Source organism: Rhodovulum steppense, assembly GCF_004339675.1.
GTDB lineage: Bacteria > Pseudomonadota > Alphaproteobacteria > Rhodobacterales > Rhodobacteraceae > Rhodovulum > Rhodovulum steppense.
Map to the genome: position 1 here is coordinate 21,526 of NZ_SLVM01000013.1, position 22,091 is coordinate 43,616.

A 22,091-nucleotide genomic window follows, 5' to 3' on the forward strand; every position below is an offset into this window, starting at 1 on the left:
ACCGCCCCGCCCCATCAAGTCCAACGCAACGTCACCGGGGGCGCGGACCATGAGCGCAGAGATGCTGAAGCCCGATGCCGACGGGCTTGCCCGTGCGGCGACGCTGCTGGGGGCGGGCGAACTGGTCGCCTTTCCGACCGAGACGGTCTACGGGCTGGGCGCGGATGCGCACAACGACCGGGCGGTGGCGCGGATCTTCGAGGCCAAGGGGCGGCCGCATTTCAACCCGCTGATCGTGCATCTGGCCGATGCCGCGCATGCGGCGCGATACGCGGTGCTGGACGGGGCGGCAGAACGGCTGGCATCGGCCTTCTGGCCCGGTGCGCTGACGCTGGTGCTGCCCTTGCGCCCGGATGCGGACCCGGATGCAAGGCTGTCGCCGCTGGTCAGTGCAGGGCTGCCAACCGTGGCGCTGCGCGTGCCCGATCATCCGGTGGCCCATGGCCTGCTGGCGGCGTTCGGCGGGCCGGTCGCGGCGCCCTCGGCCAACCGCTCGGGCAGCATCAGCCCGACGCGCGCCGCGCATGTGCTGCAAGGGCTTGGCGAGCGGATCGCGGCGGTGGTGGATGGCGGGGCCTGCCCGGTGGGGGTGGAATCGACGATTCTGGGCTTCGATCCCGCGCCGGTACTGCTGCGCCCGGGCGGGCTGCCGACAGAGGCGATCGAGGACTGTCTGGGAAGGCGGGTGGCGCCGCGCAGGGCGGGCGATGCGATCACTTCGCCGGGGCAACTCTCGTCGCATTACGCGCCGGATGCCCCCGTCGTCCTCGAAGCCGCCACGCCGCCCCCGGGCGCACTATGGCTGGGATTCGGGTCGGGCTGCGACGGGGCGGCGCTGAACCTGTCGTCCACGGGCGATCTGGTCGAAGCGGCAGCGAACCTGTTCCACGCGCTGCGCGAACTGGACGCGCGCGCCGAACCGGGCCAACGCATCGCCGTCGCGCCGATTCCCGATCACGGCCTTGGCAGGGCGATCAACGACCGGCTGCGCCGGGCGGCTGCCCCCCGGGGCTGATCACGCCCGCCCGGCGGCCGAGGACAGCATCAGCGGTTCGATCCCGAGGGTCCGAAGCGCGCGCTCCCACTTGGCGGTATCAGCTGGATCGAACACGATCTCGGGCACCGCCTCGCAGGTCAGCCAGCCATTGTCCTGTATCTCGCCCTCGAGCTGGCCCGGCCCCCAACCCGCATAGCCAAGCGCCAGCAGAGAATCGGCCGGCCCCTGCCCCTTCGCGATGTCCTCTAGGATGTCGAGCGTCGCCGTCATCCCGAACCGGCCATCGACCCGCAGCGTCGTGTCGCTGCCGGAATTGTAGTCGCCCGAATGCAGAACGAAGCCTCGGGCATGTTCGACGGGGCCGCCGAAATGCACGCGGATGTCGCGGGCGCCGGGCGCCCGCGCAATGCCAAGCTGCTTGAGCAGATCGGAAAAGGACAGCTCCACCATGGGCTTGTTGACGATCAGCCCCATGGCGCCCTCCTCGGAATGCGCGCAGAGAAAGACCACGCTTTTCTGGAAGCGGGGATCACCCATGCCGGGCATCGCGATAAGAAGCTTGCCGCCGAGTTGCATCTGAAACGTCCCAGTCTACCAGACGGACAGAATGTGCCCGCGGGCGCAAGGGCGCAAGGGCGACGCACGACAATTTTCATGACGCTATCGCCCGAATGTGATTTCACGGCGAAGGCGCGCTCGTTATCTTCGCCCCCATGGCTTTGAAAAGATTTCTTCGTCTTGCCGCAGCGTCGACACTTGCGCTGGGAATTGCCCAGGCTGCTCTGGCGGGACCGCCCGAGAACGTGCTGCATGCCGAGATCTTGCCCGGCTGGCAGAATGCGGACGGCACTTACATGGCAGGGCTCAAGCTGCGGCTTGCACCCGGATGGAAGACCTATTGGCGGGCGCCGGGCGATGCCGGGGTGCCGCCGCGCTTCGACTGGTCGGGATCCGAGAACATGGCGGGCGTCCGGGTCCACTGGCCGGTGCCGCGGGTGTTCACGTCGAACGGGCTGCGCACGATCGGCTATGAACGCGAGGTGGTGCTGCCGCTGGAACTGACCCCGCGCGAGCCGGGCAGCCCGGTCGAACTGCGCGCCCGGGTCGAGCTTGGGGTATGTCAGGACATCTGCCTGCCGATGGAATTGCGGCTTACCGGCATGTTGCCCGCCGAAGGCGGGGCCGAGGCGATCCGCGCGGCGCTTGACGCCCGGCCGCTCACCGCGCGCGAGGCAAAGGTCGGTGCGGTGCGCTGCATGGTGGAACCGATCCGGGACGGGCTGCGCCTGACCGCCGAGATCGAGGTTGGCGCGCTGGGGGCGGGCGAAACGGTGGTGTTCGAATTGCCGGACCCATCGATCTGGGTGTCCGAGGCCGAAATGGCGCGGCAGGGCGGGCGGCTGGTCGCGCAGGCGGATCTGGTTCCGGCAAGCGGCACGCCCTTTGCGCTGGACCGTTCGGAACTGCGCATCACGCTGCTGGGCGAGCGTCGGGCGGTCGATATCCGCGGCTGCGCGGGGCGCTGAGCGCCCGCTGCGAGCGAAACCCGGCCTATGGGGGTTACGTTGCCTAGCCGGTGCCCCCCGCGCGGGCCATGGCACGCGCAGCAAGCCCATAGGACAGCACCAGCATCCCCGCAGCACCGACAAGGAACAGCACCAGCGCCGCGGCCATCGGCTGACCGGCCATCCCCGGCAACGGCGCAGGCGGCGCACCCGTCGCCAGCACAACCCCGACCGTCGCCGCGAACAGCACCGCCAGCCCCACCGCCGCCAGCCCCGTCGCGCGCCCCACGACCGCCGCCCGGCCGCCGCGCGTGCGTCCGCGCAGGCCGTGGCGCAGAGCACGGATCTGGCGGCTGACATCCTGTTGCACCGCCAGAAGCGCCGGCACCACAAGCAGGACCAGCAGCATCCCGAAGCCCAGCCCGTAGACCAGCGTGATGACCGTCGGTTTCAGGAACTGCGCCTGTTGCGATTTCTCGAACAGAAGCGGCATCAGGCCCAGCACGGTCGTCAGCGTGGTCAGCAGAACCGGCCGCAGCCGGTCGGCGGTCGCATCCACGATCGCGGGGATCAGGCCGCGCGAGCGGGCGTAATCGTCCACCGTGCTGACCAGCACGATCGAATCGTTGATGATGATGCCGACCATCCCGATCAGCCCGACCACGGTGAACATCGACATCGGCACGTCCCAGGCCATGTGGCCATAGATCGTGCCGACCAGCCCGAACGGGATGATCGCCATCACCACCACCGGCCGCGACCAGCTTGAGAATATCCAGGCCAGCGTCAGGTAGATGCCGATCAGCCCCAGCCCCAGCCCCAGCCGGGCATCGGCCATGAAGTCCTGTTCCTGCTCGGACAGGCCGCCCAGGCGGAACGCGACGCCCAGATCGCTTTCGATCCGGGGCAGGACCACCTGTTCCAGCTCGCGCATGATCTCCTCGGCGCGGGCGGGGTCGTCCTCGGACAGATCGCCCGTGACCGAGACCACGCGCAGCCCGTTCTCGCGCCGCACGGTCGAGAACCCGGTGCTGCGCTTGACAGAAACGATATCGGCCAGCGGCAGGTAGTCGCCCGAAGGCGCGCGCAGAAGCGTGCGCTCCAGGAAATCCGCCGTCAGCTCGCCCGCGGGCAGTTCCACCCGGATCGCCGCCGAGCGCGGCCCGTCGGGATAGGTCGCGGCCTCGATCCCGTTCAGCCGGTGACGCAGCACCCGGCCCAGCTCCTCGATGGTGAAGCCCAGCGCAGCCCCCTGCGCGGTCAGGTCGAGCAGCAATTCCTCCTTGTCATAGGCCATGCTGTCCTCGACCGCCGAAACCTCGCCATACTGGGCAAGCGCCGCCTTCAGCGCCTCAGCCGCGGACTTGAGCGTGGCGGCATCGGCGCCGTAGAACTGCACGTCCAGCGCATCGCCACCGGGGCCCGACCGCCAGCCGCGGAAGCTGACCGTCTCGGCCATCGGGTGCTCGCGCACCTCGTCCTGAAGGTCGGCGACGAACTGGAACGAGGAATAGGGCCGCAGATCGGGGTCGATCAGCTCGATCGCGATCGAGCCCAGCAGGTCGGCATCCTTGACATCGGCCCCCGCCATCCCTCGCCCGGCATTGCCGCCGATCTCGGCGATGGCGTAATCGACCGGGTTGCGGCCATGCTCGGCCTCGTAGCGGGCCGCGACGGCCTGGGCGGCGCGCTGCATCTCGCGCATCATTTCCAGCGTGTCCTCGCGGCTGGCGCCGGGCAGCATCGCGAAATTGCCGGTGACCGAACTTTGCTCGGGCGCGTTGAAGAACCGCCAGGACACATCGCCCCGGATCAGCAGCGCCACCTGGCTGGCCAGCAGCAGCACCGTCAGCGCCAGCACCGGATAGCGCGCGCGGATCACCAGGACCATGAAGGGCCGGAACAGCCGATCGCGCACCCAGCGGAACCCGCGGTTGAACGCGCGCGAGGGGGCGTCATACCAATGTTCCTTTGCCGTATGGGCCAGCGCATGCGCCATGTGATGCGGCAGGATCAGGAAACATTCCACCAGCGAGGCGACCAGCACCGCAATCACGGTAAAGGGGATGTCGGCGATCATGTGGCCGAAGCGTCCCCCGATCACGACCAGCGCCAGAAAGGCGATGATCGTGGTCAGCGTGGCCGAGAAAACCGGCGCGGCCATCCGCCGGGCGGCATTCTCGGCGGCCTCGACAGGCCCTTCGCGCAGGCGTCGGGCGCGGAAGTCGGCATGTTCGCCCACAACGATGGCATCGTCCACCACGATGCCCAGCGTGATGATCAGCGCGAACAGCGAGATCATGTTGATCGTCAGCCCGAACGCATACATCAGCGCCACGGTGGCCAGCATCGCCACCGGAATGCCCGCCGCGACCCAGAAGGCGGTGCGCGCGTTCAGGAACAGGAACAGCAGCACCAGCACAAGGCCAAGCCCCATCAGCCCGTTGTTCAGCAGGATGTCGAGCCGGCCCGAGATGTATTCGGCGCGGGTGCGGATCAGGTCGACCGAGACGCCTTCGGGCAGGGTGGTGCGCAACTCTGCCGCCACGGCCTCGACCCGGCGCTGCAACTCGATCGCGTCGCCCCGGTCCGAGCGGTCCACCCGGATCGTGATGGCGGGTTGATCGCCCACGAAATAGGCCCGCTGGCGGTCGACGCCCTCGACCCGGACGGTGGCGACATCGCTTATGCGCAGCGTCGAGCCGTCCGCGTTCGAACGCAGCACCAGCGCCCCGATCTGCTCGGCGCTGCGCTTTTCGGCACCGGTGCGCACCCGCGCGGTGCCGCCCGACACATCGCCCGCAGGCGCGGTCGCGGCCTCGGCGGCGATGACCTGGGCGATCTGGGCCATCGTGATGTCATGCCGGATCAGTTCGGCCGATGGCACCTCGACCACGGTTTCGGGCGCGGCCAGCCCGCGCAGCGTGGTGCGCGTGACGCCGACCGCGAACAGCCGCGCCACCAGTTCGTCGGCCAGCCGGCCCAACTGGTCCACCGCGACGGGTCCGGTCAGGACGATATCGGTCACCTGATCGCGCCAGGATCCGCGGCGCACCTCGGGCACCTCGGCCTCGGCGGGAAGCGTGCGCACGGAATCGACCGCCGTCTGCACATCGTCGGCAGCGCGCGACATGTCCCAGCCCGGTTCGAAATCCAGCGTGATGAAGGCCGAGCCTTCGGTCGCGCGCGACGAGCTTTTCTCGATCCCGTCAAGCGCGATCAGGACGGGCTCCAGCACCTGCACGATGCCGGTATCCACATCCTCGGCGCCCGCGCCTTCCCATTGCACGGTCACGGTGACGCTGTCGATCACCACATCGGGGAAGAACTGCGCCCGCATCCTGGGCGCGGCAGCCAGCCCCGCGACGATCAGCATGACAAGCAACAGGTTCGCGGCGGTGCGGTGGCGGGTGAAATAGGACAGGACCCCTCCGACCGCGCTGGGGATCGGGCGCGTCATGGTCTAGCCCCCCATCCGGGATTCAAGCCGCTCGACCACCCGGACGGGCACAAGGTCCTGTTCAAGCTGGGCGCGCACCCGGGCCTTGGCCTCGTTGGGCATCATCGGGTTGGACTCGACAAAAGCGATCAGCGCGGCGCGGCGTTCGGGCGACAGCTCGACCGTTTCGGGGATGTCCCCGGCAGCCTCGGCACCGGGGCGCAGCGGGCGCACCCGGATCCCCGCGCCCAGAAGCGGCGTGCGCTCGGCCACGACCTCGCGCCCGGCAAGACCCGCGGCGCGCACGATCACGTCGTCGCCCTGACGGCGCAGCAACTCGACCTGAACGGCCTCCAGCCGGTCATCCTCGTCCAGAACCAGCACCTGCGACGCCGCATCCAGCGCGGTCGCAGGCAGGCGCGCGACGCGGTCAAGCGGCGGTTCCTCAAGACGCACGGTGACGAAATCGCCCGGCCGCAAGCCCGGCGCGTTGTCGAGCCGTGCAAACAGCAGCCGCCCGGCCTGACCCTGCGCAACCGCGCCGCTTTCGCGGATCAGTTGGCCCGCCGCGGTCAGATCGGCGCCGAACACGTCCAGCACCGCGGTCACCGGGGCGGGGCGCAGCGCGCCCTTGTCGTCCAGCAGTCGGGTGTATTGCGCGGTCGAGACGCGGAACGCGACCTCGAGCGCGGAGGGGTCGATCAGTTGCGCCACCCGTTCGTTCGGCGCAACCAGCCCGCCCTCGACCAGCGACACCTCGGCCAGCGTCCCCGAGAAGGCGGCGTAAAGCTCGGTATCGGCCAGCGCGCGCTCGGCCTCGGCCAGCCGGATGCGCGCCCGGGCCAGCGCGTTATGCGCGGTTTCCACCGCGGCCTCGGCCTGCGCCTCGGCCTGGCGGCGGGCGACCACGGCCTGCGCGGCGGCAGAGGCGGCCAGCGCGGTATCCTCGACGGCGGCATCGGTGCCCACGCCGCGGGCGCGCAGATCCTGTTGCCGGGCCAGCGCCTGCGCGCGCAGCCGCGCCTGATCCTCGGTCGCGGCCAGTTCCTCGCGCGCAAGGACCAGCTTGCGTTCGGCATCGCGCAGATCTGCCTCGGCCCCGGTCAGATCGGTCTGCGCCACATCGCGCGCCCATTGCGCGTTCGAGGGGTCCACCCGCAGGATCAGTTCGCCCGCCTTGACGCGGCCGCCTTCCTCGAACGCGGGATGCAGATCCACCACCCGGCCGCCCGCCTCGGCGCGCAGATCAAGCGTGCGGCGCGCGCGCACCTCGCCAAAGGCGGTCAGCACCGGCGATATGGTCTCGGGCGTGACGGTCACGACATTCGCCGCAAAGACACGTTCGCGGGCGGGGCGCTGGGCGGGCTGATCGGCAAGACGGGCCTGAATGGCCGAACTGACCATATGCCCGGCCCAGGCCAGCAACCCGAAGGTCAGGGCGACAAGGAACAGCCCGACAAGGCTGCGGCGGAGAAATCTCATCTGCCAATGTCCTTTCCCGGCCGGTCAACCCGCGCCCGTGCCACAGCAATAGCGCCTGCCGGACCCGGCACCCAACACATATGCGTTACGCGCGATGTATCTATTTCCGTCGCCGGTGTTCGTCGAGCCGGGGAAAAATCTCGACGAAATTGCAGGGCCGGTGGCGATAATCGAACTGGTGAACAAGGATCTCGTCCCAGGCGTCCTTGCAGGCGCCGGGGCTGCCGGGCAGCGCGAACAGATAGGTGCCGTTCGCCACACCGCCGGTCGCGCGGCTTTGAACCGCCGATGTGCCGATCTTCTGCATCGAAACGATGGTAAAGACGGTCGCGAAGGCCTCGATCTCCTTCTCGTAGATATCGCGATGCGCCTCGACCGTGACATCACGGCCGGTCAGCCCGGTGCCGCCGGTGGAAATCACGACGTCCACGCCCGGATCGGCGCACCAGTCGCGCAGTTGCGCGGCGATCTGGTCGCGTTCATCGGGCAGGATCGCGCGGGCGGCAAGGACATGGCCCGCGGCCTCGATCCGATCGACCAGCGTCTGGCCCGAGCGGTCTTCGGCAAGGGTGCGGGTGTCGGACACGGTCAGCACGGCAATGCGCACGGGGATGAAGTCCTTGGTCTCTGTGCCGTGGCTCATGGCCGGGCTCCGATCTCGAACCAGTTGACCCTGGGGCCCAGATTGACCACGCGGGTCGCGCCGATCATGCCCTCGCGCCCCCAGCAATCGTGGATATGCCCGCAGACCGCAAGCTGTGGCTGCACCCGGGCGATGGCATCGCGGATCGCGGTCGAGCCGACCGAGAACCATCCCCCCGTGACATCGGCGATCCCCTTGGGCGGCGAGTGAAAGACCAGCACGTCGGCGGCAATGCAGGGCGCCAGCAGGTCTGCCGCCGCCTCCTCGGTCAGGTCGCAGGACCAGGCGCCGAAGGGCGTGACCGGCACGCCATAGCCCAGCCCGAACAGCCTCAGCCCGCCGATTTCGACCCCCTCGCCATGCAGCACATGCGCCCCGGCAGGCGCGGCCGCGCGCAGTTCGTCCAGGCTTTCGCAATTCCCGGGCACCATGACAAAGGGCACGGCGATCCCCTCGATCATTGCCATGGCCTGATCCAGACCTTCGCGGCGGTTGCAGAAATCGCCCGCGCCGATGACAAGATCGGCCTCGGCCGAGGCGGCGACCAGCGCATCGGCGGCGTCCTGCGAGATATGGAGGTCGGAAAAGGCCAGTATCTTCATGCGGTCTCCCTCAGACGGGCCTGAAGCATCAGAAGGTCGTGCCAGGCTTCGCGTTTCGCAATCGGATTGCGCAGCAGAAAGGCCGGGTGGAACATCGGCAGCACCGGCCGGCCAAGCGCCTGCGCCCAATGCCCGCGCAACCGGGTGATGCCCTTGCGGCCCAGCAGCGCGCCGCAGGAATGGTTGCCCATCAGCACCAGCACCTGCGGGTCGATCAGCGCCACATGGCGTTCCAGAAAGGGCAGCATCATCGCCACCTCCTGCGGCTCGGGGTCGCGGTTCTGCGGCGGCCGCCAGGGCAGGACATTGGTGATGTAAAGCGCGCGGGCGGGGTCGGGTGCGGCGCGATCAAGGCCGATGCTGGCGAACATCCGGTCCAGCAACTGCCCGGCCCGGCCGACAAAGGGCTTGCCCTGGATATCCTCGTCCCGGCCCGGCGCCTCGCCGATGACCATGACGCGGGCGGCCGGGTTGCCGTCGGAAAAGACCAGCGATTTCGCGCCCTTCTTCAACTCGCAATGCTCATAGGCGGCAAGGGCCGCGCGCAGCCCGTCACGGTCCGCGGCACCGGCGGCCGCCGCGCGGGCAACAAGGACCGGATCGGCCTCGGGCGCGGGCGCAAGCGGCATGGCGGGCCTGGAGGGCTGCGGCGCAACGGCCAAGGGCGCCACGGGCGCGGCCTCGTAGCGGTTGACCGGCGTCTCGCCGATCGCCTCGGTCGCGCCCAGTTCGATCTGCCATTCCAGCAGCGCCAGCGCGGTGTGGGGGTCGATCCCGGAATCCATCGCGCAAGGCTAGGGCGCGGCCGGGGCGGCGGCAATGGCCATCGCGTCCCTTGCCGGGGACAGGCGCGCTTTCTATAAGCGGGGCGATCAGGTCGGAGGCCCCATGACGTTCCGTTTCCGCCACCTTCTGGGCATCGAGCCGCTGAAGGCAGACGATATCCGCACCATCCTGGATCTTGCCGATCAATATGTCGATCTCAGCCGGGGCGCGTCGAAACATTCCGACGTGCTGGCCGGGCTGACCCAGATCAACATGTTCTTCGAGGCATCGACCCGGACCCAGGCCAGTTTCGAGATCGCGGGCAAGCGGCTGGGCGCGGATGTGATGAACATGTCGATGCAGGCGTCCAGCCTGAAGAAGGGCGAGACGCTGATCGACACCGCGCTGACGCTGAACGCGATGCATCCCGACCTGCTGGTGGTGCGCCATCCGCAATCGGGCGCGGTGGATCTGCTGGCGCAGAAGGTCAATTGCGCGGTGCTGAACGCGGGCGACGGGCGGCACGAACACCCGACCCAGGCGCTGCTGGACGCGCTGACGATCCGCCGCGCCAAGGGGCGGCTGCACCGGCTGACGGTGGCGATCTGCGGCGACATCGCGCATTCCCGCGTGGCGCGCTCGAACATCCTGCTTCTGGGGCGGATGGAAAACCGGGTGCGGCTGATCGGCCCCGCCACGCTGATCCCGGCCAAGGCGGCCGAATTCGGCGTCGAGGTCTACGAGGACATGCGCGAAGGGCTGGCCGGCGCCGATGTGGTGATGATGCTGCGGCTTCAGAAGGAACGGATGGATGGCGGATTCATCCCCAGCGAGCGCGAATACTACCACCGTTTCGGGCTGGACGCCGAGAAGCTTGCGCATGCCAAGGAGGACGCCATCGTGATGCATCCGGGGCCGATGAACCGCGGGGTCGAGATCGACGGCACGCTGGCCGACGACATCAACCGTAGCGTCATCCAGGAACAGGTCGAGATGGGCGTGGCGGTGCGCATGGCGGCGATGGACCTTCTGGCGCGCAACCTGCGGGCGGAACGGGCGGGTGGGGGTATCCATGTTTGATCCCACCCTGTCGGCCGATCTGGAGGACGGCGAAACCGTGCAGGCGCAGTTCCGCGCCGACCGGGGCACCTATATCAAGGCGCATGTGTTGCTCGCGGTGATCGCCGGTGTGGGGGCGAGCCTGGTGCTGGTGCTGCTGGGCAACCCTTATCCCTGGGTCGGGATCGTGGCCGCGCTTCTGGGGATCGGGGTGCGCGGGGCCTATCTGATGGGCGAGGAACTCAGGGCCACCTGGACGCTGACCGACCGCGCGCTGATGGGACCGGGCGGACGGCGGGTCCTGTTCGAAAACATCGACAAGGCCCGCAAGCTGGGCGCCGCGGTGCAGATCATCACCCGCTCGGGCGACAAGCACCTGATCAAGTTCCTGGCCGAACCGGATGCGGTCGTGGCGCGGATACTGACAGCAAAGGGCGCGCGGCGATGAGAACGCTTTTCACCAACGCCCGCCTGATCGACCCCGAGGCCGGGACAGACGCGCCCGGCTGGCTGCTGGTCGAGGGCGAGCGGATCGCGGCCACCGGAACGGGCGAGGCGCCGCCAGCCGACACCGTGATCGACTGCGACGGGAACTGCCTTGCCCCCGGGATCGTCGATATCGGCGTCAAGGTCTGCGAGCCGGGCGAGCGGCACAAGGAAAGTTTTGGCTCGGCCGGGGCGGCTGCGGCCGCGGGGGGCGTGACCACCATCGTCACCCGTCCCGACACGACCCCCGCCATCGACACGCCCGAGGTGCTGGAATTCGTCACCCGCCGCGCCCGCGACGCCTCGCCCGTGCGGATCAAGCCCATGGCCGCGCTGACCAAGGGGCGCGAGGGGCGCGAGATGGTCGAGATCGGGTTCCTGCTGGATGCGGGCGCGGTTGCCTTTACCGATGGCGACCGGGTGGTCGAGAACACCAAGGTCCTGTCCCGCGCGATGACCTATGCGCGCTCCCTGGGCGCGCTGGTGATCGCCCACCCGCAGGATCCGGGCCTGTCCGACGGGGCCTGCGGGACCTCGGGCAAGTTCGCCTCGCTGCGCGGTCTGCCGGCCGTCTCGCCCATGGCGGAACGCATGGCGCTGGACCGGGACCTTGCGCTGGTCGAGATGACGGGCGTGAAATACCACGCCGACCAGATCACCACCGCCCGCGCCCTGCCCGCGCTGGACCGCGCCAAGCAGAACGGCCGCGACGTGACCGCGGGCGTGTCGATCCACCACCTGACGCTGAACGAACTGGATGTCGGCGACTACCGCACATTCTTCAAGGTCAAGCCCCCGCTCCGGACCGAGACTGACCGCGTGGCGCTGGTCGAGGCGGTGGCCTCGGGCCTGATCGACGTGATTTCCTCGATGCACACGCCACAGGACGAGGAATCCAAGCGCCTGCCCTATGAGGCGGCAGCAAGCGGCGCGGTCGGGCTGGAAACGCTCCTGCCCGCAGCACTGCGGCTGTACCATGCGGGCGCGATCGACCTGCCGCGGCTCTGGCGGGCGCTGTCGCTGAACCCGTCGCGACGGCTGGGGCTTGCCACCGGGCGTCTGGCCCCGGGCGCACCGGCCGATCTGGTCTGGTTCGACGCGGATGCGCCCTTCGTGCTGGACCGCTTCGCGCTGCGCTCGAAATCGAAGAACACCCCCTTCGACGGGGCGCGGATGCAGGGCCGGGTGCTGGGCACCTGGGTCGCGGGCGCGCGCGTCTTTGGAAAAGGCTGACCCCCCATGCCCGTGATCGAAACCGCGCCCCTGACCCTCGGCCTCGTGGCGCTTCTGGCCTATCTGCTGGGGGCGGTGCCCTTCGGCATCGTCATGGCGCGGCTCTTCGGGCTTGGCGATCTGCGCAAGATCGGATCGGGCAATATCGGCGCAACCAACGTGCTGCGCACCGGCAACAAGCCTGCCGCCTTCCTGACACTGGTGCTGGACGCGGCCAAGGGCGGCATCGCGGTGCTGATCGCACGCGCCGCCGTGGGCGAGGATGCGGCGCAACTGGCAGGCTTCGCGGCCTTCCTCGGCCATCTGTTCCCGGTCTATCTGGGATTCAGGGGCGGCAAGGGGGTCGCCACCTTCCTGGGCACCTTGCTGGCGCTGGCCTGGCCGGTGGGGCTGGCGGCCTGCGGCACCTGGCTCGCGGTCGCGGCGGCGCTGCGTTATTCCTCGCTCTCGGCGCTGGTCGCGGCGGTGCTGTCGCCGGTCTGGGCAATCGTTCTGGGACATGGCGAAATGGCGGTGTTGGCCGCCCTGCTGGCCGCGCTGATCCTGATCCGCCACGCGGCCAATATCCGCCGCCTGATCGCGGGGACCGAGCCGAAGATCGGCAGGAAGGGCTGAGCGGCGAGGGTCGGGTTTCCCTTACCCTGCGGCATTTTCGCTTTGCCTGCAGCCAGGCTGGACCTATTGTAAATCCACACAAACTCGACATTTTTGGCAGGCGGCACCGCTCGGGTGAAGCTCGTCCCGGTCCTTCGCGGGAGGTCGGATCATGGACACTTTTTTCTGGCTGATACTGGCCACGGCCATGACGGTCACGGGCGACTATTTCATCAAGCTGGCATCGGACCACGAGGACGGGATGACCTCGACGATGTTCCTTGTCGGGGCGGTCTGCTACGGCCTTCCGGCGCTGGCGTGGTTCTTCCTGATGCAACAGCACTCGCTGGCGATGATCGGCGTGCTCTATTCCACGGCGACACTGGTTCTTCTGGCGCTGCTGGGTATCGTGGTCTTCAAGGAGGCCGCCTCGTGGCGCGATGCGCTGGGCATCGGGCTGGCGCTTGCCGCCGTGCTTGTCATGCACGGCGGCGACAGGGGCGCCTGAAGGCCGGGCTCAGTAACTGTATTCGGCGTAGATGCGGGAGAGATCCCCGTTCCAGTCGCCATGGTAATGCTCCAGCAGCTCGTCGGCCGGGGCCTTGCCGGTCTCGACGCTGTCTTCGAGCGCGTGCAGGAAATGGCGTTCGTCCTGCACCATGCCGCCCAGCCCCGGCCGGGCGCGGGCCTTGAGGCCCGAGCGCGCGATCGCGACGACCTCGCCGGCAAGCGCCTGCATCTTGCGTCCGCCCACCTCGGCCTGAAGCCCGTGGACCGAGGCCGCGACCCGCCAGGCGTCGCGCGTTTCGGCATCCCAGTCCTTGACCAGATCCCAGGCCGCATCCAGCGCCGACTGGTCATAGGTCAGCCCGACCCACAGCGCGGGCAGCGCACAGAGCCGCCGCCACGGCCCCCCATCGGCGCCGCGCATCTCGATGAATTTCTTGACTCGGGCCTCGGGGAAGATGGTGGTCAGGTGATCGGCCCAGTCCGACAGGGTCGGCACCTCTCCGGGCAGCGCGGGCAGGCGACCGGCAAGGAAATCGCGGAAGGACTGGCCCAGCGCGTTGATATATCTGCCGTCGCGATAGACGAAATACATCGGCACATCGAGCGCGTAATCCACCCAGCGCTCGAAGCCGAAGCCGTCCTCGAACACGAAGGGCAGCATCCCCGTGCGCGCCGGATCCAGATCGCGCCAGACGCGCGCCCGCCACGACTTGTGGCCGTTGGGTTTGCCGTCGAGGAAGGGCGAATTGGCGAAAAGCGCGGTCGCGACGGGTTGCAGGGCCAGCGCCACGCGCAGTTTCCGCACCATGTCGGCCTCGGACGAGAAATCGAGATTCACCTGCACCGTGCAGGTGCGGTACATCATCGTCTTTCCCATTGTCCCGACCCGGTCCATGTAGTCGGTCATCAGCCGGTAGCGGCCCTTGGGCATAACCGGCATGTCGTCATGCGCCCAGACCGGCGCGGCGCCCAGCCCGATGAAGCCCACGCCGATCTCGTCGGCGACCGAGCGGACCTCGCGCAGGTGCTCGTTCACCTCGTCGCAGGTCTGGTGGATGGTTTCGAGCGGCGCGCCGGAAAGTTCCAGTTGCCCGCCCGGCTCCAGGCTGACATTGGCGCCGTCCTTTTCCAGCCCGATGATATGCTCGCCCTCGAAGATCGGCGCCCAGCCATAGCGCTGGCGCAAGCCCTGAAGCACGGCCAGCACCGACCGCTCGCCGGTATAGGGAATGGGCTTCAGCGTCGCCTTGTCATAGCCGAATTTCTCGTGCTCGGTGCCGATGCGCCAGGCATCCTGGGGCTTGCAGCCGGCTTCGAGATACTCGGCCAGTTGCGCCACGGACTCGATCGGGCCGCCGCCGGTTTGTGGGATGGACATGGGCGCTGGCCTCCGGGTTCGTTCGCGTCGTTCGGCCTGTCACCTGCGACGGGGGGCGGGTCAAGTCAAGGCCGGGTGACGCTCGCGCCGCCAGACCATGACCGGCCCCTGGTCCGGGGTCCGGTCGAGTGCCGCGACAATATGGCCGGGGCGGGCGCCCGGCAATGATACGAAAGCATCGAACAGCGCATCGCCCCCCTGCGCCGCGGCGGGGATCGTCACGGTGGGAAAGCCGGATTGCGCAAGCCGCCAGAGCCGGGCGCCATCGGCGTCGAAGACCAGTTCCAGTTCGGTCAGTTCGCTCAGCGCCACGAAGCCGCCATTGCCGGGTGCCAGATAGGTGATCTGCCCCTCGTCCACCTGCACGATCCCCGGCGCGCCCCCGCCCGGGACAAAGCGCAGCCGCCGGATCGCGACATAGCCCAGCGCCAGCGACAAAAGCATCAGCGCCAGCCCGAGCCCCTGGAAGAACCAGCCACCGAAGGTGAAGACCCAGCCCCCCGCCAGCGCCATCCCGCCCGCGGCCAGCATCTCGCGCGAGCGATCGAGCAGCGCGCGAATCTCGGGGCGCAGGAAGCTCACCCCCAATCCCCCAGCGCCTGCTGCCACAGCGTCATGGCGGCCACCGCCGCCGTGTCCGCGCGCAGCACCCGGGGGCCCAGGCTGACCGGATGGGCAAAGGGCAGGCCGCGCAGGCGGGTGCGCTCGGCATCCGAAAAGCCGCCCTCGGGGCCGATCAGGATGGCCCAGGGCCCGCGCGGCGCATCGCCCAGCGCCGCCCCCGCGCCCACCAGCGCCTCGTCGCAGAACATCAGCCGCCGCCCCTCTGGCCAGTCGGCCAGAATGTCGGACAAGCGCCGCAGGTTGCAGACTTCGGGGACATAGGTGCCGCCGCATTGCTCGGCCGCCTCGATGGCATGGGCCTGCAGCCGATCCTGGCGGATCCGCTCGGCATTGGTGAAATCGGTCTGAACCGGACAAATGCGCGCGGCGCCCATCTCGGCCGCCTTCTCGACGATGAAATCGGTGCGCGCCTTCTTGATCGGCGCGAACAACAGCCACAGATCGGGTGGCAGCCGAAGCGGCCGCGTCTGCCGCTCGCACAGCAGCGCGCCGCCGCGCTTGCCCGCCGTGGACACCCGAGCCAGCCATTCACCCGCGCGCCCGCCAAACACCAGAACCGCATCGCCAACCCCAAGCCGCATCACGGAAAAGAGATAATGCGCCTGCTCCGCCGCCAGAGGAACGGTTTGCCCTTCCCCCAACGGGTGCTCTACATAGAGCCGGATTTTCGCAGACCGGGGTTCGCTCATGGCCACCAGTGATACGTCCCAGACCGGCGAAACGCCAGAGGCCGAAGGCCGGGTCGCAGATGCGGTCCGGGGCAACCGTGTCGACACCCAGGCGCCGCCCTGGACGCGCCCCTATCTGCGGCTGTCGCGCGCCGACCGGCCGGTGGGGACATGGCTGTTGCTGATTCCCTGCTGGTGGGCGGTGACGCTGGCCGCGGCCTCGACCGGGTTTCTGTGGATCGACCTCTGGATCGTGCTGGGCTGCGCCATCGGGGCGTGGCTGATGCGCGGTGCGGGCTGCACATGGAACGACATCACCGACCGCGAGATCGACGCGGGCGTTGCGCGCACCCGCTCGCGCCCGATCCCCTCCGGGCAGGTGACGGTGCAGAACGCGGTGGTCTGGATGGTGCTTCAGGCGCTGACGGCCTTCCTGATCCTGATCACCTTCAACACTGCGGCAATCGCGCTGGGCATCGCCTCGCTGGTGCTGGTGGCGGTCTATCCCTTTGCCAAGCGCTTTACCTACTGGCCGCAGATGTTCCTGGGGCTTGCCTTCAACTGGGGCGCGCTGCTGGCCTGGACCGCGCATACCGGCAGTCTGGGCTGGCCTGCGCTGTTCCTTTACCTGTCGGGGATTGCCTGGACGATCTTCTACGACACGATCTATGCCCATCAGGACAAGGAGGACGACGCGCTGATCGGGGTGAAGTCCACCGCGTTGCTGTTCGGAGACCAGACGGCGCTGCGGCTTCAGCAGTTCGGAATCGCAAGCGTCGGGTTGATGGCGCTGGCGGTTCTGGTCGCGCTGACCCATAGCGCTGGACAGACAGCCGTGATCGTTGGATTGATGGGGGTCGCAGGCTTCGGCGCGCATCTTTACTGGCAGTTGCGTAATCTCGACGCGGACGATGCCGATGCCTGCCTGCGACTGTTCCGGGCGAACCGCGATGCCGGGCTGATCCCGGTGCTGTTCTTCGGGCTTGCAATCCTGGCGTAGGCGCGCGGCCTCTGGAGGGGGACGATCCATGATCCTTACCGCGGGACGACCCCAATGACCCGCCTGAGTCCAAGACTGATCACGACCGCTGTGATCGCACTGGCGGGCGTGCTCTGCCTGCTTGCCGCCTTTCTGGCGGTCGGACAGATCGAATCGCGCACGGCAAAGGCGGTGCGCGCTGCGCTGTCAGACAAGGGAATCGCCTGGACAGAGGCCACGCCCGACGGGATGCTGATGCGGCTGTCTGGTACAGCCCCGGACGAGGCGGCGCGGTTCCGCGCGCTCTCGGCCGCAGGCGAGGTGATTGACGCGTCGCATGTGCTGGACGAGATCACGGTCGAGGCCGCGAACCCACTGGCCGCGCCCCAGTTTTCTGTCGAGTTGTTGCGCAACGCCTCGGGAATCTCGGTGATCGGGCTGGTGCCGTCGACGACCGATCGGGGCAGGCTTGGACGCGATCTGGGTCGGCTTGCGCGCGACCTGTCCGTGACCGACATGCTTGAAAGCGCCACTGCCCCGGTGCCCGAAGGCTGGGAGGCGGCACTTGCCTTCGGCATAAATGCACTGGGCCGGTTCGAAAGCGCCAAGGTCTCGATCATACCCGGAGAGGTCAGTGTCAGCGCCATCGCGCCAAACCCACGCGAACGCAACCGGATCGCACGCGAACTGCGCGCCGCTGCCCCGACGGGGCTGACTCCGGTTCTGGAGATCTCGGCGCCGCGCCCGATGATCGCCCCCTTTACCCTGCGCTTCGTCCTCGAAGGCGGCACTGCACGGTTCGACGCCTGCGCCGCAGACACCCCCGAGGCCGCCACCCTGATCGCCGAGGCGGCGCGCCGTGCGGGACTGACAGGCGCACTGGATTGCCCGCTCGGGCTGGGCGTACCAGCGCCCGGCTGGGGCAAGGCCGCAGCCCATGGGATTGACGCCCTGGCCGAGATCGGCGGCGGCACGCTGGCCTTTTCCGATGCCAATGTGACGCTGGTCGCAGTACCCGGCACCGAGCGTGCACGCTTCGACCGGGCCGTCGCGGCGCTTCGAACCGCGCTGACCGCCCCCTTCGAACTGACCGCCACACTGCCCGATCCGGCTGGGGCGGATGGCCCCGACACGGCAGAAGGTCCGCGGGAATTCGTTGCCACGCTGAGCCCCAAGGGCAAGGTGCAGTTGCGCGGCCGGGTGTCCGACGCGCTGGTGCAATCCGCGGCCGAAAGCTATGCGCGAGCGCGGTTCGGTCTGCGGAACGTGCGCTCTGCAACCCGTCTCGATCCCGGCTTGCCCGAAGGCTGGCCGATCCGGGTTCTCGCCGGGCTGGAGGCGCTGTCACAGCTGCGCAACGGCACCGTAATCGTGCGTGCCGATCTGGTTCGTATCTCTGGCGTCACGATGGACGATACCGCTCAGGCAAGGGTGGCGCGTCTGTTGTCGGATAGGCTGGGCGAGGGACAGTCATTCGAAATCGACATCACCTATGTCGAACCGGAGGAAACCCCGGACGGGCGGCCGACACCGGAGGCCTGCGTCGCCCGGATCGGCGAGATTATTGCCGAGGAAAAGATCACTTTCTCGCCCGGCTCGATCCGGATCGAGGGGGCCGCAGTCCGGGTGGTCGACCAGATCGCAGAAGTGCTGCGCAGCTGTCCCGATGCCCGGATTGAAATCGGCGGCCATACCGACAGCCAAGGCCGGGCGGCGCTCAACGAAAGGCTCAGCCGCGAGCGGGCCGAGGCGGTGTTGACCGCGCTGATGGCGCGGCGGGTGCTGACCTCGAACCTGACCGCGCGCGGCTATGGCGCCAGCCAGCCGATCGCGGACAACGGCACTGAAGAGGGACGCGAGGCGAACCGGCGGATCGAGTTCCAGTTGGTGGCGGCGGAGCCCGAAGACGTCGAGAACGAAGAAGCAGAAGAAGAAACCGATGGACAGGACTGAATTCATCATCGTGACGACACTGGTTCTGTTCGCGACCTTCCTTTTGGGCTGGTTCGCCTCGTTGCTGGTGCATCGGGTGGCGCAGGTCACACACGAGAACATGGACGATCTGGATCACATGGCCCAGGCGCTGCACGAGGCCGAGGAACAGCGCGACCAGGCGATCGCTTATCTGCACCAGCGCGAGGCGGAGCTGACCAACCGTCTCAGCCAGACCGAGGCCGAATTGCGCGCGACGATGGACGGGCTGCGCGATGCGCGGGCCGAGGCGGGAGAGCTGCGCGCCCAGATCGACCGGATGCGCCCGGACTGAGCGTCCGAACGGGTATTCGGGTCAGGAAGAGGCGGAAAGCTCAGTCTTCGGACCAGCGGCCGAGCGCCTTTTCGTCGGCGTCCTTCGCCGCGACCCAGGCCGCGCCATCTGCGCCGAACTCCTTCTTCCAGAAAGGCGCGCGGGATTTCAGGTAGTCCATCAGGAATTCCGCCGCGGCAAAGGCATCGGCGCGGTGGGGGGCGGCGGTCGCGACCATCATGATCGTCTCGCCGGGCAGCATCGTCCCGAAGCGGTGGATAACGAGGCAATCCCTCAGCGGCCAGCGCCGCGTGGCTTCGGACGCGATCCGCTGCAGCGCCCTTTCGGTCATGCCGGGGTAATGCTCCAGTTCCATCCGCGCGAGCCCGCCATCGTCGCGTACGATCCCGGCAAAACTCACAACCGCGCCCGCATCGGCCCGCCCGGAGGCGAAGGCACCGCATTCCGCACCGAAATCGAAGGGCTCGGCCTGAACGCGAACCCGCATCCTCAGCCCCCGGTCATCGGCGGGAAAAAGGCGACCTCGCGCACGCCTGCCAGCGGGGCGTCGAACTCGGCAAGCTCCTGGTCCAGCGCCACCCGCACCGCCGCAAGATCGGCAAAGGCAGCGGCATAGCGTTCCTCGCGCGCCTTCAGTTCCTCGACCAGATCTGCCACGGTTGCCGCCGAGGATTCCACCTGCTCCTTCGACAACCCGATCCGTTCGCGCACCCAAGCGAAGTAGAGCACATCGATCATGGCCGCTCCTCCTCGGCGAGATAGGGCCAAGCCTTGGCGAAATAATCCGCCCCGGTGATCAGCGTCAGCCCCGCCGCCACAACAAGCAGCGCGGTTCCCAGGAATTCGACCGCGGGCAGGGCCACGATTCCATGGCCGATCAGCACCGAGATTGCCACCATCTGGACCGTGGTCTTCCACTTGGCAAGCTGCGTCACCCTGAGCTGCCCGGCGCGGGCGCCCAGAAACTCGCGCAGGCCCGAGACAAACACCTCGCGGAAGACGATCACGCCCGCGGCCAGCGTCATCACGACCGGCATACCGGCCTGCGCCACCACCACCATCAGCGCGATCAGCACCATCGCCTTGTCGGCGATCGGGTCGACCATCGCGCCAAAGCGGCTGACGACGTTCCATTTCCGGGCCAGATAGCCATCGACCCAGTCGGTCGCAGCGGCCCCGACGAAAAGAACAAGCGCGATCCAGTCGGCCAGCGGACTGTCCCACAGGAAATAGACCGCCGGGAAAAGCGGCGCCGCGCAAAGGCGCAGCACGGACAGGATGTTGGGCAACGTCCACCTCATGGCGCGACCCTAGCGGGCGCTGCGGCCGAGGGAAAGGGGGGCGCGGCAGATCGGCGACCCGAAGGCGGGCAGCCAGGCCGCGCAAGATCCGCGGCATTTTTCGCGTGGCGATTAATGATGTGGCACTTCGCCTAAATTTCCGCCAATAGGCTGCGCAGAATGACAACAAGAGGTTCCCCGTGGATATGATCGACGAGAAGCTGCAACCCGTTCTGGAATCCGTCCTGCGCCGCAATGCCGGCGAGACGGAGTTCCACCAGGCCGTGCATGAGGTGCTGGAAAGCCTTGGCCGGGTGATCGCCAAGCATCCCGACTATGCCAATGACGCCCTGATCGAGCGGATCTGCGAACCCGAGCGGCAGATCATCTTTCGCGTGCCCTGGGTGGACGACAAGGGCCAGGTCCAGATCAACCGCGGCTTCCGCGTGCAGTTCAACTCGGCGCTGGGCCCCTACAAGGGCGGCATCCGGTTCCACCCCTCGGTGAATGTCGGAATCATCAAGTTCCTGGGCTTCGAGCAGATCTTCAAGAACGCGCTGACCGGCATGCCGATCGGCGGCGGCAAGGGCGGGTCGGATTTCGATCCCAAGGGCCGCTCGGATGGCGAGATCATGCGCTTCTGCCAGTCCTTCATGACCGAGCTTTACCGCCATCTGGGCGAATATACCGACGTGCCCGCGGGCGATATCGGCGTGGGCGGGCGCGAGATCGGCTACATGTTCGGCCAGTACAAGCGGCTGACCAACCGCTACGAGGCGGGCGTTCTGACCGGCAAGGGTCTGGTCTATGGCGGCTCGCGCGCGCGGACCGAGGCCACGGGCTTCGGCACGGTCTTTTTCGTCCAGCGGATGCTGGAAACCCGCAGCCAGAGCTTCGAGGGCAAGCGGGTCACGGTGTCGGGTTCGGGCAACGTGGCGATCTATGCGATGGAAAAGGCGCTGTCCTTCGGGGCAAAGGTCGTCGCCTGCTCGGACAGTTCGGGCCATGTGGTGGACGAAAACGGCATCGACCTTGACCTGGTCAAGGAGATCAAGGAGGTCCGCCGCCAGCGCATTTCCGAATACGCCCGGATCAAGGGCGCCGGCACACATTACATCGAGAAGGGCTCGATCTGGGATGTGCCCTGCGAGGTCGCCCTGCCCTGCGCCACGCAGAACGAGCTGACCGGCAAGGACGCCGCGACGCTGATCGGCAATGGCGTGATCGCCGTGGGCGAGGGGGCGAACATGCCCTCGACCCCGGACGCGGTGCGCGCCTTCCAGAAGGCGGGCGTGCTGTTCGCGCCCGGCAAGGCGGCGAATGCCGGTGGCGTGGCCACCTCGGCGCTGGAGATGCAGCAGAACGCCAGCCGCGACAGCTGGACCTTCGAGCAGACCGAGGCCCGTCTGGCCGGGATCATGGAGCGCATCCATGACCGCTGCGCCCACACGGCCGAGGAATACGGCGCGCCGAACGACTATGTTCTGGGCGCAAATATCGCGGGTTTCGTCCGGGTGGCCGAGGCGATGCGCGCGATGGGCGTGATCTGACAATCCGACATCCCCGGCCGGGCCGACCGGC

The 22,091-nt window shown here is 68.2% G+C and carries 23 protein-coding genes; 11 read left to right on the top strand and 12 right to left on the bottom strand.

What is annotated here, in order from left to right; translation table 11 throughout:
• The first annotated feature begins 49 nt into the window (after positions 1–49).
• Positions 50–1,015, top strand: coding sequence for an L-threonylcarbamoyladenylate synthase (locus EV216_RS10130; RefSeq protein WP_132695137.1), 966 nt, complete (start codon positions 50–52; stop codon positions 1,013–1,015).
• Here the strand turns inward: EV216_RS10130 and EV216_RS10135 are convergent, their stop codons facing one another.
• A complete protein-coding gene (locus EV216_RS10135; protein ID WP_132695139.1) occupies positions 1,016–1,573 on the bottom strand; it encodes a YqgE/AlgH family protein in 558 nt (185 codons plus the stop codon).
• Positions 1,574–1,710: 137 nt separating this feature from the next.
• Between EV216_RS10135 and EV216_RS10140 the strand changes: the two genes are divergently transcribed.
• Positions 1,711–2,523 carry a protein-disulfide reductase DsbD domain-containing protein gene (locus EV216_RS10140; RefSeq protein WP_132695140.1) on the top strand — a complete coding sequence of 271 codons (813 nt, stop codon included), beginning with the start codon at positions 1,711–1,713 and terminating at the stop codon, positions 2,521–2,523.
• A 43-nt stretch (positions 2,524–2,566) separates the two neighbouring features.
• Here EV216_RS10140 and EV216_RS10145 read toward each other — a convergent pair whose 3' ends face one another.
• The 5 genes from EV216_RS10145 to EV216_RS10165 all read right to left on the bottom strand — a co-directional run bounded on the left by EV216_RS10145 (position 2,567) and on the right by EV216_RS10165 (position 9,453).
• Positions 2,567–5,962 (bottom strand): efflux RND transporter permease subunit, encoded by a 3,396-nt coding sequence (locus tag EV216_RS10145; protein WP_132695141.1) that lies wholly within the window; start codon positions 5,960–5,962, stop codon positions 2,567–2,569.
• Between the two features lie 3 nt (positions 5,963–5,965).
• Positions 5,966–7,423: an efflux RND transporter periplasmic adaptor subunit gene (locus EV216_RS10150; protein WP_132695143.1), complete on the bottom strand. Its 1,458-nt coding sequence runs from the start codon at positions 7,421–7,423 to the stop codon at positions 5,966–5,968.
• 100 nt (positions 7,424–7,523) lie between these two features.
• Positions 7,524–8,066, bottom strand: a complete 543-nt coding sequence (gene moaB / locus EV216_RS10155) for a molybdenum cofactor biosynthesis protein B (RefSeq protein WP_132695144.1) — start codon at positions 8,064–8,066, stop codon at positions 7,524–7,526.
• The gene (locus tag EV216_RS10160; protein ID WP_132695146.1) at positions 8,063–8,668 is read right to left on the bottom strand and encodes a metallophosphoesterase family protein; all 606 of its coding nucleotides are present in this window, start codon (positions 8,666–8,668) and stop codon (positions 8,063–8,065) included. The genes moaB and EV216_RS10160 overlap by 4 nt, the downstream gene beginning before the upstream one ends.
• Positions 8,665–9,453, bottom strand: coding sequence for a uracil-DNA glycosylase (locus EV216_RS10165; protein ID WP_132695147.1), 789 nt, complete (start codon positions 9,451–9,453; stop codon positions 8,665–8,667). The genes EV216_RS10160 and EV216_RS10165 overlap by 4 nt, the downstream gene beginning before the upstream one ends.
• A 103-nt stretch (positions 9,454–9,556) precedes the next feature.
• Here EV216_RS10165 and EV216_RS10170 point away from each other — a divergent pair, with 103 nt between their 5' ends.
• The 5 genes from EV216_RS10170 (at position 9,557) to EV216_RS10190 (ending at position 13,313) form a co-directional block, all read left to right on the top strand.
• Entirely contained in the window at positions 9,557–10,513 is a 957-nt protein-coding gene (locus EV216_RS10170; RefSeq protein ID WP_132695148.1) for an aspartate carbamoyltransferase catalytic subunit, read from the top strand.
• A complete protein-coding gene (locus EV216_RS10175; protein WP_132695150.1) occupies positions 10,506–10,940 on the top strand; it encodes a hypothetical protein in 435 nt (144 codons plus the stop codon). The genes EV216_RS10170 and EV216_RS10175 overlap by 8 nt, the downstream gene beginning before the upstream one ends.
• The gene (gene pyrC / locus EV216_RS10180; protein WP_132695151.1) at positions 10,937–12,211 is read left to right on the top strand and encodes a dihydroorotase; all 1,275 of its coding nucleotides are present in this window, start codon (positions 10,937–10,939) and stop codon (positions 12,209–12,211) included. Before EV216_RS10175 ends, pyrC begins: the two co-directional genes overlap by 4 nt.
• Positions 12,212–12,217: 6 nt before the next feature.
• Positions 12,218–12,826: a glycerol-3-phosphate 1-O-acyltransferase PlsY gene (gene plsY, locus EV216_RS10185; RefSeq protein ID WP_132695153.1), complete on the top strand. Its 609-nt coding sequence runs from the start codon at positions 12,218–12,220 to the stop codon at positions 12,824–12,826.
• Positions 12,827–12,977: 151 nt separating this feature from the next.
• A complete protein-coding gene (locus EV216_RS10190; RefSeq protein WP_132695154.1) occupies positions 12,978–13,313 on the top strand; it encodes a hypothetical protein in 336 nt (111 codons plus the stop codon).
• Between the two features lie 9 nt (positions 13,314–13,322).
• On the opposite strand, the gene EV216_RS10195 is transcribed toward EV216_RS10190, so the two are convergent.
• The 3 genes from EV216_RS10195 to EV216_RS10205 are packed head-to-tail and all read right to left on the bottom strand — an operon-like array spanning position 13,323 to position 16,006.
• Positions 13,323–14,693, bottom strand: a complete 1,371-nt coding sequence (locus EV216_RS10195) for a glutamate--cysteine ligase (RefSeq protein WP_132695156.1) — start codon at positions 14,691–14,693, stop codon at positions 13,323–13,325.
• A gap of 60 nt (positions 14,694–14,753) precedes the next feature.
• Positions 14,754–15,275: a hypothetical protein gene (locus tag EV216_RS10200; RefSeq protein WP_132695158.1), complete on the bottom strand. Its 522-nt coding sequence runs from the start codon at positions 15,273–15,275 to the stop codon at positions 14,754–14,756.
• Positions 15,272–16,006 (bottom strand): 16S rRNA (uracil(1498)-N(3))-methyltransferase, encoded by a 735-nt coding sequence (locus tag EV216_RS10205; protein WP_132695160.1) that lies wholly within the window; start codon positions 16,004–16,006, stop codon positions 15,272–15,274. The genes EV216_RS10200 and EV216_RS10205 overlap by 4 nt, the downstream gene beginning before the upstream one ends.
• Between EV216_RS10205 and ubiA the strand changes: the two genes are divergently transcribed.
• The 3 genes from ubiA to EV216_RS10220 are packed head-to-tail and all read left to right on the top strand — an operon-like array spanning position 16,005 to position 19,230.
• Entirely contained in the window at positions 16,005–16,985 is a 981-nt protein-coding gene (ubiA, locus tag EV216_RS10210) for a 4-hydroxybenzoate octaprenyltransferase (protein ID WP_132695161.1), read from the top strand. The genes EV216_RS10205 and ubiA overlap by 2 nt on opposite strands.
• Before the next feature lie 54 nt (positions 16,986–17,039).
• A complete protein-coding gene (locus EV216_RS10215) occupies positions 17,040–18,917 on the top strand; it encodes an OmpA family protein (RefSeq protein ID WP_132695163.1) in 1,878 nt (625 codons plus the stop codon).
• Entirely contained in the window at positions 18,904–19,230 is a 327-nt protein-coding gene (locus EV216_RS10220) for a hypothetical protein (protein WP_132695165.1), read from the top strand. Before EV216_RS10215 ends, EV216_RS10220 begins: the two co-directional genes overlap by 14 nt.
• A 40-nt stretch (positions 19,231–19,270) precedes the next feature.
• Here EV216_RS10220 and EV216_RS10225 read toward each other — a convergent pair whose 3' ends face one another.
• The 3 genes from EV216_RS10225 to pgsA are packed head-to-tail and all read right to left on the bottom strand — an operon-like array spanning position 19,271 to position 20,531.
• Positions 19,271–19,717: a molybdenum cofactor biosynthesis protein MoaE gene (locus EV216_RS10225; protein ID WP_132695166.1), complete on the bottom strand. Its 447-nt coding sequence runs from the start codon at positions 19,715–19,717 to the stop codon at positions 19,271–19,273.
• A gap of 2 nt (positions 19,718–19,719) precedes the next feature.
• Positions 19,720–19,968, bottom strand: coding sequence for a molybdopterin converting factor subunit 1 (gene moaD / locus EV216_RS10230; protein WP_132695168.1), 249 nt, complete (start codon positions 19,966–19,968; stop codon positions 19,720–19,722).
• Positions 19,965–20,531 (bottom strand): CDP-diacylglycerol--glycerol-3-phosphate 3-phosphatidyltransferase, encoded by a 567-nt coding sequence (gene pgsA / locus EV216_RS10235; RefSeq protein ID WP_132695170.1) that lies wholly within the window; start codon positions 20,529–20,531, stop codon positions 19,965–19,967. The genes moaD and pgsA overlap by 4 nt, the downstream gene beginning before the upstream one ends.
• A 179-nt stretch (positions 20,532–20,710) precedes the next feature.
• Between pgsA and gdhA the strand changes: the two genes are divergently transcribed.
• Positions 20,711–22,060 (top strand): NADP-specific glutamate dehydrogenase, encoded by a 1,350-nt coding sequence (gdhA, locus tag EV216_RS10240; protein WP_165899219.1) that lies wholly within the window; start codon positions 20,711–20,713, stop codon positions 22,058–22,060.
• The last annotated feature ends 31 nt before the right edge of the window (positions 22,061–22,091 follow it).